This window comes from Nostoc sp. C117 (genome assembly GCF_043099735.1).
Taxonomy (GTDB): domain Bacteria; phylum Cyanobacteriota; class Cyanobacteriia; order Cyanobacteriales; family Nostocaceae; genus Nostoc.
Window position 1 is genome coordinate 4,868,578 of sequence record NZ_CP170991.1, and the last position, 13,308, is coordinate 4,881,885.

9 protein-coding genes and 1 pseudogene are annotated in these 13,308 nt (G+C 40.4%); 2 read left to right on the plus strand and 8 right to left on the minus strand.

The features are described 5' to 3' along the window. Positions 1-3 precede the first annotated feature (3 nt). The 5 genes and pseudogenes from ACFG4S_RS20985 to ACFG4S_RS21005 form a co-directional block, all read right to left on the minus strand. Positions 4-726: a hypothetical protein gene (locus ACFG4S_RS20985; RefSeq protein ID WP_392530948.1), complete on the minus strand. Its 723-nt coding sequence runs from the start codon at positions 724-726 to the stop codon at positions 4-6. Positions 727-756: 30 nt separating this feature from the next. Further along, entirely contained in the window at positions 757-3,087 is a 2,331-nt protein-coding gene (locus ACFG4S_RS20990; RefSeq protein ID WP_392530949.1) for a tetratricopeptide repeat protein, read from the minus strand. Positions 3,088-3,685: 598 nt separating this feature from the next. Next, positions 3,686-4,321 (minus strand): annotated as a pseudogene (locus ACFG4S_RS20995) (restriction endonuclease subunit R). A 152-nt stretch (positions 4,322-4,473) separates the two neighbouring features. After that, positions 4,474-5,997, minus strand: a complete 1,524-nt coding sequence (locus ACFG4S_RS21000) for a SulP family inorganic anion transporter (RefSeq protein WP_392530950.1) — start codon at positions 5,995-5,997, stop codon at positions 4,474-4,476. A gap of 492 nt (positions 5,998-6,489) precedes the next feature. Next, the gene (locus ACFG4S_RS21005) at positions 6,490-7,989 is read right to left on the minus strand and encodes an ABC transporter permease subunit (protein ID WP_392536043.1); all 1,500 of its coding nucleotides are present in this window, start codon (positions 7,987-7,989) and stop codon (positions 6,490-6,492) included. A 222-nt stretch (positions 7,990-8,211) separates the two neighbouring features. Between ACFG4S_RS21005 and ACFG4S_RS21010 the strand changes: the two genes are divergently transcribed. Continuing rightward, entirely contained in the window at positions 8,212-8,976 is a 765-nt protein-coding gene (locus tag ACFG4S_RS21010) for an amino acid ABC transporter ATP-binding protein (protein ID WP_392530951.1), read from the plus strand. 80 nt (positions 8,977-9,056) lie between these two features. On the opposite strand, the gene ACFG4S_RS21015 is transcribed toward ACFG4S_RS21010, so the two are convergent. Further along, positions 9,057-9,257: a hypothetical protein gene (locus tag ACFG4S_RS21015; RefSeq protein ID WP_392530952.1), complete on the minus strand. Its 201-nt coding sequence runs from the start codon at positions 9,255-9,257 to the stop codon at positions 9,057-9,059. 182 nt (positions 9,258-9,439) lie between these two features. Then, entirely contained in the window at positions 9,440-10,132 is a 693-nt protein-coding gene (gene lipB / locus ACFG4S_RS21020) for a lipoyl(octanoyl) transferase LipB (RefSeq protein ID WP_392530953.1), read from the minus strand. Positions 10,133-10,749: 617 nt separating this feature from the next. Here lipB and hpf point away from each other — a divergent pair. After that, on the plus strand, positions 10,750-11,397 hold the full coding sequence (hpf, locus tag ACFG4S_RS21025; RefSeq protein WP_392530954.1) for a ribosome hibernation-promoting factor, HPF/YfiA family: 648 nt from the start codon (positions 10,750-10,752) through the stop codon (positions 11,395-11,397). A 990-nt stretch (positions 11,398-12,387) separates the two neighbouring features. On the opposite strand, the gene ACFG4S_RS21030 is transcribed toward hpf, so the two are convergent. Next, the gene (locus ACFG4S_RS21030) at positions 12,388-13,269 is read right to left on the minus strand and encodes a hypothetical protein (RefSeq protein ID WP_392530955.1); all 882 of its coding nucleotides are present in this window, start codon (positions 13,267-13,269) and stop codon (positions 12,388-12,390) included. Positions 13,270-13,308 lie beyond the last annotated feature (39 nt).

Below are 13,308 nucleotides of genomic sequence, written 5' to 3' on the forward strand. Positions count from 1 at the left end.
GATTTATTTCAACCAATTTGGGTTATGTTCAAATACAATTCGCCTTTCGATGCGATCGCTAGGTTCATCTCTTCGGTCAATATTAGCAACATAGTGCAGTTCATAGCGCCCTGCTGGGGCATTACCATCCCAGGTAAAAATAGTTTCACCTTTTTTCGGGTTAGGGCGGGAAGTGCTATAGATTGCTGGTTGACCTTTGGAGAGGATTTCAAAGGTAGTAAATCTAACTCGGTCTTGGGAATAAAAGACAAATTCATACTTACCAGAAGTTTGCCCCAGAATGACTGGAACATAAACAGGCTGGGAACCAAGGTTATAGGATGCCACAGCGCGAAGGCTGTTAGCTGGGATTTTTGCTTGTCTGAGAACATAAGTATCCCAGCTAAAGCTGAAACGCGAACCATTATTAGACAATAACAAGTCATCCATTTGATAGTGATAATTATCACCCAATGATTTCACTATTACTTGAGGATTTTTACCGCCACTGATGCGGGGAATTTGCACCGTGAGGGTTTTGCCAAAACTGGTTAGGTTTCGGGTAGCAATAGAAATCAGGTTCAAGCTATTGCCGCTTAATTGTTCTTCTTTGATTCCTTCGCAGCGATTGGGTGGTTTGCGCTGGATATAATCGGTAGATTTGGGGTTCCCTTCTGGGCAAGCAGCAGCAGGAAGATGGCTGACGCTAAGAATTAATAGGCTGGCAAGAATAATTTTATAATTCATAGTTTGTTGTAGAGACGCGATTCATCGCGTCTATTTAATGTTCCAAGTGGACAGTTGTTTTTGAATCTCAGACATGGGATAAGCGAAATCTCGGCCTTCACCTTTTCTTGCAAAGACGATGCCTAAAAGTTGATTTTGCGAGTCAATTACAGGACTGCCAGAATAACCTGGTTTGAGTCCAGCTTGAGATATTTCTAATCGCTGGTTTTGATAGCTGATTTTTCCTGATTGCATAGACCAAGATTTATCTTCACCCCTTTGAGCAGAATGACCGATAATCCGAATGGGCATTTTCGGGTTGATCGCACTTGAGGAAATAGGTAGAGGCTGGATATCTTCTGGTAGATTACCACTAACTTCCAAAACAGCTAAATCGAGTTGTTCGTCAACAGAAGTCATTTTGAAAAGCTTGGCATCTCGCCGCATTCGCACTCGGTTTGATGGCGGTGAACTGAAAAATTCAATTTGAATATTTTTACCCTGTTCATAGCCATCAAAAATGACATGACGATTAGTGAGGATTAATGTTCGGTTGTCTTCTCGCTTAATTACTACACCAGTGCCGATCTCTGTTCCCTGGCGTTCGCGGGTAGAAAACTCGGCAGTGATGCGTACCACAGAACGCTTAATGGGTAAAGTTGGATCGTTCTTAGGCAACCATTGGCGATCGTCTTCTACCCCCTTAGCTTGGGTATCGTCTTTCGTTTTCCATAACTGCCTTGCTTCTATATTATTGTTACTGGCATAGATAAAATTGGGGTCAATCTCTTCTGCTTTGTCAAACTGTTCAATGGCTTCTTTTAGTTTCCCTTGCTCTTGGAATGCTAAACCTAAGCCATTGTGAGCAGCAGTATGAACTCTGGTTATATTTACAGAATTATCGTTTATAAATATTGGCAATATTAGGTCTTTTTGGTAGGCGGTAACTGCTGCATCTAATTTATTCTGCTCTCTCAGGGCATTGCCGAGATTGTAGTAACCTACAAAAGCGGAGTTGGGGTTGAGTTGAATTGCTTTTTGGTAGGCGACAACTGCTGCATCTAATTTATTCTGCTCTCTCAGGGCAATGCCGAGATTGTAGTAAGCATAAGGATTGTTGGGGTTGAGTTGAATTGCTTTTTGCAAAGCGACAACTGCTGCATCTAATTTATTCTGCTTTCTCAGGGCATTGCCGAGATTAAGGTAAGCCAAAAAAGTTAAGTTGAGGTTGAGTTGAATTGCTTTGTGGTAGGCGGCAACTGCTGCATCTAATTTATTCTGCTCTCTCAGGGCATTGCCTAGACCGTTGTAAGCCAAAAAAGTTAAGTAGGGGTTGTTGGGGTTGAGTTGAATTGCTTTTTGGTAGACGGCAACTGCTGCATCTAATTTATTCTGGTCACTCAGGGCATTGCCTAGACCGTTGTAAGCCAAAAAAGTTAAGTAGGGATTGTTGGGGTTGAGTTGAATTGCTTTTTGGTAGGCGGCAACTGTTGCATCTAATTTATTCTGCTCTCTCAGGGCATTGCCTAGACCGATGTAAGCAAGAGCATCGTTGGGGTTGAGTTGAATTGCTTTTTGGTAGGCGGCAATTCCTGCATCTAATTTTTTTTGGTCACTCAGGACATTGCCGAGATTAACGTAAGCCTTAACATAGTTGGGGTTGAGTTGAATTGCTTTTTGGTAGGCAGCAACTGCTGCATCTAATTTATTCTGCTCTCTCAGGGCACTGCCGAGATTGTAGTAAGCAATAGCATTGTTGGGGTTGAGTTGAATTGCTTTTTGGAAAGCGGCAATTCCTGCATCTAATTTTTTTTGGTCACTCAGGACATTGCCTACACCGATGTAAGCATTAGCCAAGTTAGGGTTCAATTGCAAGGCTTTCTGGAAAGATGCTAATGCCTCCTTTAGTTTACCTTGAATATTTAGCGCACTCCCTATACCAATGTAAGCTTCAGCATTATTAGGATTGAATTGTAAGGCTTTCTGGAAAGATGTTAATGCCTCCTCTGATTTCCCTTGAGCATTTCGCACATTCCCTATACTAACGTAAGCTTCGGCATCATTAGGGTTGAGTTGTAATGCTTTCTGGAAAGATGCTAATGCTTCCTCTAGTTTCCCCTGTCGTCCCAAAGCATTACCCAAACTGTTATAAGCTTTGCCATTATTGGGTTCAACTTGTAAAACTTTACGCCAAATTGTCTCTGCTTGGGAGTTATTACCAAGTGTTTCGGCAGCCTCCCCTTGTTGAAATAGCTGTTCAATATTGTTTTGAGCAACTACAAACTGGGGTGTGGTAGTCAAAGATAGAATTAAAAATAAAGTAGTAAATATACGGTTGTGCATATTAATGCTAATAAGTTGCCTGATTGTATCAGGATTCACAAAAAACTCGCCAAAAACCGCATGAATCTTTAATACATAGTTGTGAACGAGGCTTTGAACTCCGTTAACGAGTCTTTGATACTCGTGAATGAGGTTTTGAACTCCATTAATGAGTCTTTGATACTCGTGAATGAGTCTTTGAACTCCATTAATGAGTCTTTGATACTCGTGAATGAGTCTTTGAACTCCGTTAACGAGTCTTTGATACTCGTGAATGAGGCTTTGAACTCCATTAATGAGTCTTTGATACTCGTAAATGAACCTCAGAGCTTCGCCGATGAACCTCAGAGCTTCGCCGATGAACCTCAGAGCTTCGCCGATAAACCTCAGAGCTTACGGTTTACACAGAAGTCTAAAGTAGTTTATAAATCTGGGTTTTACCCCACCCTAACCCTCCCCTTGGAAAGGGGAGGGAACTGGATTTCCGGTTTCCCCCCTTTCTAAGGGGGGATTAAGGGGGGTAATTCACACCGTAGCCTTTTAGGAGAGAGGAATAGAAGTGAGGTAAAAGTTTATTACATACAAAAGCGATCGCTGAAATAATTCTTAGAGGGTAATTGTTACCTTAGCTTGTATGTTGCCTTAATCATCAATGATTTTAAAGCTGACAAATTGCTTTTAAAGCTTGTAGCAACTGACTCGATCGCTCTTTTTCCATTAAGTTTAATTCTGGCAATAAATAATAAATAGGGGGATTTCCTCGTTCGATATAGACAAACTGATAACTTCTACCATTAGTTGCTAATCCCCAAACTGATTTTTGATTCTCTAAATTCTTATAAGAGTATGTAAGTAACTGAGGCAAACCTGTTGATATATCAACTTGACAATTTTTCGATTCAATCAACAGTACCCAAAAATATGTTTGAGGTTTTGTATGTTTACCTTTACTAACAGCTCAAATATCAAATCTACCTTTAATTTTGATATCTTCATCTTCAACTTCAATCTCGGCAATATTCTCCTCTAAAACAATCTCGATCGGATAGCGATAAAAACCAGCTAATCTTAGTAAAGGCGCAACTGCAAGAAACTTTACCTGACCCTCAGAAACTTTGCCTATTGTAAGGTATCTATCAAAGTCATTCTGAATTTGTTTGAGTTCCTGCTGTTTTGCTTCCGTGAGAGGTTCGAGAGATAAGTAGTTAGAAAATGAGTCACTATATTGTTCTTGAAAGCCAAACAGACGCTGAACTTCTTCTAAGGATAAATTACGAGCGTTGAGAATTGTCATACATTTTTGATTGATTCAGGTGCAACTAAATTCAAATTCTCTATATAAAATCTATATTAACCCCTGGACGATTACATGGAATACAAACAATTAGTAGGGTGGCACAGATGTGCCACCCTACCGTGAGAGAAATTCAATCTAGCTTGAAAATACTACACAGTAAATGGTTTGCGATTACGATCTATCAGACGATCCCATTGCATAGTTAAGGTGCTTCCCATTTTTTCCTGTTGTTTTGCCCACACCGATAGTAAGTCTAGGCAAGAGTGATCTATATAAGCCAAGTCTTGCATATAAACATGCAATTCACTTCCTGGAGGCACAAGTTCTAAAATGTTCGCTAATTTTGGTAGTCTCACAAATGTTGCCGCGCCTTGTAAATGAATGTCTATTCGCTGATTGTCTTCGTGCTTAATAACTTGGATATTCAGCACAGACATTTTGTGAATTAGCAACATTCCTGTTAACAGAATACCAATTAAAACACCTGTGATTAGGTCAGTAACAACAATCCCGATGAAAGTGGCAAAAAATATGATCATCGGAAAACGTCCATACTTCTTTAACTGGCGAATATGTTCTACTTCGATTAGTTTGTAACCAGTAACAACTAGAATTGCTGCCAGACTAGAAATCGGAATTATTTTTAGCAAGGTTGGAGCTGCAATTACTAAAATTAACAGCCATACACCGTGAAGTATTGTTGATAATCTCGTTTTAGCACCAGCTTCTACGTTTACAGAACTGCGGGCTATCACTCCCGTCATTGGTAAAGCACCCAACAACCCACATATAACGTTACCAATTCCTTGCGCTCTTAATTCGCGATCGAAATCGGTTCTTCGACCGGTATGCAGTCGGTCTACTGCTACGGCTGAAAGCAAACTTTCTGTACTAGCAATGAATGCAATCACCAGCACATCAAGCAAAACTGGTGCCTGAATGAGGCGTGGTAAGCTGGCAGGTATTGGTAATTGAATTGTTTGTGCCAGATTTGCAGGTATATCAACATACTGAATTGGCAATCGATACACTGTAGCAATGGTGGTGGCAATTACAACACCTACAAGCGCGCCAGGTACTAACTTCAAACTACTGGGTTTAAATTTTTCCCACAGCACAAGAGTGATGATAGTTGTTAGACCTATTAATGCTGCAATGTGATGAACGCTACCATTAATAGGAAACAGAGCTTTGTAAATGGCGTTGGGAATAGAAATTAAATTCTCGATGCCGTGTACACGTGGTTGATCGTCTAGCATGACATGAAATTGGGAAGCGAAGATTAATATCCCAATACCTGCAAGCATTCCATAGATGACAGCCGGTGACATGGCGCGAAACAACTGGCCAAGTTTAAATATACCTGCGAGTAATTGAATTAAACCCGCTAGCAGTAGAATTGGCCCAACCATTTCAATGCCATATTGTTGAACTATTTCGGCGACAATCACCGCCAGTCCCGCAGCCGGTCCGCTGACAAGCAAAGGTGAACCGGAAACAGCACCAACAACAATTCCGCCTACTATTCCTGTAACTAAGCCGCGAGATGGGGGAAGCCCTGAAGCGATCGCAATACCCATGCAAAGAGGGAGGGCGACAAGAAATACCACAAATGATGCTGGTACTTCACTAGTAAATGAGGATTTATCTATGATTGCTTTCAAATTTCTCATTTGCTTCTCCTCCAATGAAAAGTTTTTAATTTTTGGCTAGCAAGGTGAACTGTTCCAATGCAGCGGAAACTAGGTCTGCATTGAATAGTTCAAACATATTTACGGAGTTTTTATTACAGCATAATTGTACTGGTATGGTTAGCCCTCAAATAGTAAGCTAAAAAGCATCAAGTAACTTGACTTACAGTTATAGCGATTATTTACCAGTTATAGCTACTATTTACACTTCTTAATGATTACAAACGAATCTATGATAACAATATGGTTATCTGATTGGTATGACATAACTTTTTTATTCGATTCGTTGTAAAATCTTAAGTTAAACTAAACAATAAGTTATAGTTACCCAAAATAAGGTATAATATAGTTCGTTATAACTTGATTTGATCTTGGGAATCTTAACCTCCAACTGCTACCTATCCCAAAAAATCAACTTAACAAGCATATTGCTCATCATTCTCGGTATTTTGAGAAATTATTTTTGAAATTCTCTCAGCGTTTGACGGGATTCATCCAAGATTCTAATCGGCTAAATGCTTGGGAAGAAAGTAACGTCAAACATAAATAAACCACTGCTACACCTGCGTAAATCTCAAAGGCGCGATAGTTGTCAGCAACAATTAATTGTCCTTTACGTAGCAATTCTTCAAACCCAATCACAGAAACTAAACTAGTATCTTTCAATAAACTGATAAACTCATTACCTAATGGTGGAATCATCCGCCGGAAAGCTTGGGGAAAAATCACATACCTCATGGTTTGCACAGAACTCAAACCTAATGATTGTGATGCTTCTGCTTGTCCTGGTTCAATTGATTGAATTCCAGCCCGGACAACTTCGGCAATATATGCAGCACAATTCAAACTTAAAGCAATCACCCCAGCAGTTAGGCGATCGAAACTAAATGTAAAACCAAGTTCTTGCAAAATTGCTGGTAATCCAAAGTAAATCATAAAAATTTGCACCAGCAAAGGTGTTCCCCGAAAAAAATCTACATACGCCCTCGCTAACCACCGCACAGGTGCAATACGAGAAAGGCGAATAATACCAATGAGTGAACCGCCAATTAAACCAAATACTACAGAAAGTACCGTTAATTGTAACGTTATTAATGCACCCTGCAATAGACTGGGAAAAGCTTGCAAAATCACACTAACCGAAGTCAATTGTTGGGCTGCGTTACTGTTAGCTTCATCCTGAAATGGTAATTTAGCTGGTAATGATGGCGGTTCAGCTTGAAACCATTTTTGGTATATTTGGGCATAAGTGCCATTTTTCAGCACCCGATCTAAACCATCATCGATCAATGCCAAATTGGGCGAATTTTTAGCTGTAGCAAAGCCATAAAATTCCTCTGTTAGCAATTGCTGTACTACTTTTATTCCCTTGAGATTGCCTGTATTAATAGCATATAAAGTTACAGGTGCATCATTAATTACTGCATCTACATTACCATTGGACAATTCTTGCAGGGCTATGGGTGCTGAATCAAAACTGCGAATTTGCACTCCAGGAACACTCTTAGCTTTTGCAGCCCCAGTTGTGCCAATTTGTACTGCAACTTTTTTATTTTTGAGACTGTCCAAACCAGTAATATCTTGATTGTCTGCGCGAATTGCGATCGCCAACCCAGCTTTAAAATAAGGACGGGAAAAAGAAACTGTCTTCGCCCTCTCCTCTGTAATGGTGATGGAACTACTAGCCACATCTACAGTTTTGGCTTGCAAAGCTGAAATCATACCATCAAAAGGTAGACTTTGGAAATCAACTTTAAACTTAGCTGCAAGTGCGATCGCATTCATCAAATCAATCGAAAAACCTTGTAATTCACCACCTTCTTTTTTAAACTCAAATGGTGGAAACGTCGGTTCGGTAGCAATCCGGAGAGTTTTTGTCCCGCCAGGGTTCACAGCACAGCCAGCTAGTAATAAACAACTAAAACTTATAACTATAGATAGGCGCAGCCAACGGATAAAACCAAATTTAGTCATATTTATCAATACTTTTTTCTCACGCAAAGGCAAGGCAGCGCGGTCTTCTCCCAAGGGGAGACACCAAAGGCGATAGCGGAGCGTTAGCGAGTCCGCGAGCGTCTGGGGATTTCCCCAATGAGCGACTGCCGCGCAGAGGCGCAAAGAAGAATATTTCCCTCTGCGCTCTTGGCGGTTGGTTAAAAACACTACAATCAACTGTAGAGCAGCTTGACATAAGTAATGAATAATTCTATCCCCGCTATTATTTTTGACAATATCGAAAAAAACTTTGGTTCTCTAAAAGTTCTCAAAGGAATCAGCGGCGAAATCCATCGGGGAGAAGTCGTTGCAGTTATCGGTTCCTCCGGGTGTGGTAAAAGTACTTTACTGCGCTGCTTTAACCGTTTAGAAAGTATTGACAAAGGACGCTTGATAGTCAATGGTATGAACGTATCCCAACCCAATGTCAACTATACTCAACTGCGGGAACTACGCACCCAAGTAGGTATGGTTTTTCAGCAGTTCAACCTGTTTCCCCATCTCAGTGTCTTAGAAAATATGACACTCGCACCGCGTAAAGTCTTAGGTAAAACAGCGAAAGAAAGCGCCCAACTAGCGGGATTATATCTGGAAAAAGTCGGTTTATTTGACAAAGCCTCAGCTTATCCCGAACAACTTTCTGGGGGACAAAAGCAACGAGTAGCGATCGCCCGTAGTTTATGTATGAATCCCCAAATTATGCTATTTGACGAACCCACAAGCGCCTTAGATCCCGAACTCGTTGGGGAAGTTCTGCAAGTCATGCAACGATTAGCCGCAGAAGGGATGACAATGGTGGTTGTCACCCATGAAATGCAATTTGCCAAAGAAGTAGCCCATCAAGTGATATTTTTAGACAAAGGTATTGTGGCAGAACAAGGTTCAGCCTATGAAGTTCTCACCAATCCGCAAAGCGATCGCTTACGTACTTTTCTCAGTCGCCTGCAAATAATTCGTAATTCGTAATTAAAGACCTCCTTTAAACTTACAACTTTTCTACTAAAATTCAACTCATCACTCAGCACTCAGTAAGCACTCACTACTCCTCAAAGGTATTCACGCAAGAAATCAAAGGGATCGTCTTCCCAACAAGGTTCAGGTATTAACCAAAGCAAATTAGTGTGGATGTCGGTTTCAATGTCATCGCCATCATCCCTATCAAATAGTTCTATCAAAGCTGTCCAGTCACGTTCTCTAAGTGATGTTAACGATGGGGCATATACTTGGATATTATTTGGGTAATTCACACGCTAATTTATAATTTAGTGCTGCAAAAAACTAGTTTAAAGGTTTGGAAATAATCGAATTTTAGCTTTTATAAGCGCAGTTTAATAGTTACATTGATATGATAATTTACGACCACTATTATGAGTGTCTCACAACTTAAATAGGACTACTATAGTATTTCTTACATAATTCCCAGCTTAATTTATTCAAACCGGAAAAATCTTTCGGGTTGCATCTCTACTACTTCTACCCCAAAGACTTCTGCAAAAGACTGTGCTATGTAAAAACGCACTTCTTGGCAAGTGATACCTGGAATCCATTCGGCTAAACTGCCTACAGCTTTATCGGGGATGCCGCAGGGTACAATGCGCTCAAAGCCTGTCATGTCTGGACACACATTTAATGCAAAGCCGTGCATGGTAATCCAACGGCTGACTTTAATCCCAATAGCTGCAACTTTTCGCCCTTGTAACCAAACGCCAGTAAAAGCCGGAATTCTTTCTCCCTGCAATCGATAAACTGCCAATACGCGAATTATTACTTCTTCAAGTTGCCGTAAGTACCAGTGCAAGTCTTTACGATAACGTTGCAGATTTAAAATTGGATACCCCACCAGCTGACCAGGACAATGGTAAGTAACCTCGCCACCTCGTTCAACTCGACGCACATCATATTGACTTTTGTCAATATCAAATTTGAGAAAATCTGAGTTGGCTCCTTGTCCCAAAGTGTAAACAGGTGGATGTTCTAACAAAATTAACACGTCATCTAGAGTTGGGTCTTGGATGCGCTGATTCAGGAGCGATCGCTGCCATCCATGAGCTTCTAAGTAAGGGATTAATCCTTGGTTATATAACAAACAACGGTTTAAGTGTGGACTGATACTATAGATCATGTCAAAAATCAACTGTATAACGAACTAAATATATTTCAACTTCCAAGCTTGGAGTCAACAATTGTCAAGCTTTGCAAAGGATTTTAAAGGAAAGTCAAGGGAACATGCATTAGAAAATACAAAGTGCTAGCTTGAATATATAACCTCAATAGGTTTTTAGGAGGAATTCTCTGCAATAAGCATCAGGCCAAGAGAAAAGAAATCAATGCACTGGCTGATGACTCCAATAGCATTGTTTGCTTATCCAACAAGAGCAACTTCCACAAGACTTGTGTTCTTTATCAACAACGAGCAAACCTCAACCGAACACAGAAGGAGCAACTATCAACAGTTCTGTAAGCCTTGCTTTAAAAGAAAAGGTAGTCACAGGAGCTACAATTAGATTTACTCACCAAAGAGTTCTAAGTAGACATCCAATTGGATATCAGCGCAGACATGAGGAGGTAAATCAATGATATATCTTGATAAAAACTCAGACGCAGCAAACTTAGAGACAGCTGACCAGCAGTACATAGAAATACTTCACAATTTGTTTTGGCGGGAGTAATATACATTACCGCAACTTCTTTTCATACAAAGCAAATTCACACATCCAAATATTCAGCGGGAGAGTTTACATGAAGCTTGTCATCCACGGCAAAAATATTGAAATCACGGATGCGATTCGTGAGTATGTACATCAAAAGATTGAAAAAGCAGTTAGTCACTTTCAGAGCATTACAAATGAAGTGGATGTGCATCTTAGCGTCGCCCGTAATCCCCGAATTAATACTAGACAAGCGGCTGAAGTAACTATTTATGCTAACGGTAGCGTTATCCGTGCGGAGGAAAGCAGCGAGAACTTATACGCCAGCATTGACTTAGTTGCAGATAAAATTGCTCGTCAACTGCGGAAATACAAAGAACGGCGTCAAGACCAGAAAACTCATGCCCTACCAACAGAAGTAGTTGTTACAGAGTCGGTGGTCACAGATTTAATTGGCGATCGCACTCCCGAACTACCCAACGAAGTTGTTCGCACCAAATATTTTTCTATGCCGCCGATGACACTTGCAGAAGCTCTTGAACAACTGCAACTCGTAGGACACGATTTTTATATGTTCCGCAACACTGAGACAAACGAGATTAATGTCATTTACGAACGCAATCACGGCGGTTATGGCGTGATTCAACCCCGCAACAGTAACGGTCATACCAACGGCAATAACGGCAAGTCAGCCCACGCTAATATTGTCATGCCGGAAAAATCACATTCTAATAAATAGGGTATGGGATATGGGGATTGGGAGGATGAGGAAACAAGAGGACAAGGTAGATTACTAAACCCAATCCCCAATTTCACAACTTGTTGCAAAGTTTTCAGTGCTTCCTCAACATGACCTTATGAGAATTGCTGCAACTACCAGTTGTGCTGGTCAAGAACGATAACGTTCCTCTTCGACTTTAGTTTTAGCGATCGCGCACTCACCTGTTCGATTGAGCCGCTGGGATAGCTGCCTCTATTGCTTGGAATATCTCAGTATTTTGTATTTTGTGAGACACCAATGACAATTCCTTGAGATGCACTGTATTTGATTTCTATTTTTGGAAACAATACTTAATTTACAACTATTTGAGCCTTAACTGAACCGTCTTGTGTTATAACATTGTACGGATGATGTTCAGTGAATCTCGCATAACTTAAGGAGTACTCAGAGTGAATCAGATACAACTAACTTTGATTATTGGTTACTTGTTAATGACATGCTATTTTTTAAGCAATTGGTTTATATTTTCGCTACGTCATCCTACTTCTGCTCCAGAAGATCAATTTTTATCGTTTGTGATGTTTTTGATCGCCACTATCTTCTGGCCTCTGATGATTATAATGTCTTGCTTAGAAATGTTAAAAAATAAGAAAATAGATATTAGTAAAGTAATTCCTGTTCTATTAGCAATATTTGTATTTAGTATTTCTTACTATCTGACTTATCTTTATGAACACGGATTTTGCCCTGATTTCGTATGTTACTATGCCTCTTAATTAAGCTACTTGAATTTGTCTCTTAGAGAAATTTGACTACTATTAAATTCGTCTTTAATTTTTCTTAGTATTACTTTTTAAAATCACTTCTGCAAAATATTTAAAAGTTCTAATTTGTTACGAACAACATATATACAAAAAGAAGTCCGACTATCGAACTTCTCTCTACAACAGACTACCTAATTTTACTTATCAGGCATAGCCAGTCACTTTTCAATTTGGAATTTACTTATTAACGGCGTCTACCGGAACCAAATGAGCGAGTGCCTGAAGAACGTCGGTTAGTACCAAAACCACTACCAGAATTACGTTTGGTAGTACTAGATTTGCCAGAGGGTTGCAAGTTACTACCACCAAAACCAGAACCAGAAGGACGGTTATTACCTGTAGTGGTACGGGGTGTATTGCGTACAGTTGAACTACCAGGATATGACCTTCTAATTGTTCCTGTACTGCGGAAAGCGGTGCGATTTCTCTCAACTGCGGGTGGTTCGTTATAGCGAGTTTGGTAGCTTTGAATTGCTTGGCCATAGCTGCTACCGTATCCACCGAAACCACTTAACCCTCCTCCTGGTTGATAGACAGGGGGTACATAGTATTGGGGTCTAAACAATAAACTACCGATCGCCTGACCCGCCAAACTACCAGCCACAGACCCGGCAAACGGTGTCCAGAAGCTATTTTCTTGGCGGACTACAACCGTTTCTTGTTTTCCTGTTTCGGGATTAGTTTTGTTCTCAGTAACATTGTGGACATACTGAATTTTAAAATCTTCCGTTAGATATAAAATTGGCTGTCCCTTTTCTACCTTCAGATAAGTCTTCTTACCTTGCTTGATTTCATCATCAGTTAGCCGTGCCATTTGCAAATTTTCAGTTGCAAAGGTTGGGGGTGTGTTGTTGAGTAAAAACAGGCTGTATTCCCCACTTGCATCGTCATAAGTAGCTTGTTGTATTTGATACTGCCCATCACTCAATTTGCCACTAGCCGCAGTTTGGCTAACGTTCTTAGCTGGAGGATTAGCTTGCTCTGGGCCTCCACAAGCGACAGTTGTCAAACACAAACTCAGTGCTAAAAAAACGACTGTAAATTTACGTACTATCGTCATGATCATTGCATTATTGTCCTATCTCCGAGCTTAACAATTTCTGGA

Bases quoted from the DNA above. Each gene is read 5' to 3' on its own strand.
- ACFG4S_RS20985 (WP_392530948.1), bottom strand. From the start codon at position 726: ATGAATTATAAAATTATTCTTGCCAGCCTATTAATTCTTAGCGTCAGC.
- ACFG4S_RS21000 (WP_392530950.1), bottom strand. From the start codon at position 5,997: ATGAGAAATTTGAAAGCAATCATAGATAAATCCTCATTTACTAGTGAA.
- ACFG4S_RS21005 (WP_392536043.1), bottom strand. From the start codon at position 7,989: ATGACTAAATTTGGTTTTATCCGTTGGCTGCGCCTATCTATAGTTATA.
- ACFG4S_RS21010 (WP_392530951.1), top strand. From the start codon at position 8,212: ATGAATAATTCTATCCCCGCTATTATTTTTGACAATATCGAAAAAAAC.
- lipB (WP_392530953.1), bottom strand. From the start codon at position 10,132: ATGATCTATAGTATCAGTCCACACTTAAACCGTTGTTTGTTATATAAC.
- hpf (WP_392530954.1), top strand. From the start codon at position 10,750: ATGAAGCTTGTCATCCACGGCAAAAATATTGAAATCACGGATGCGATT.
- ACFG4S_RS21030 (WP_392530955.1), bottom strand. From the start codon at position 13,269: ATGATCATGACGATAGTACGTAAATTTACAGTCGTTTTTTTAGCACTG.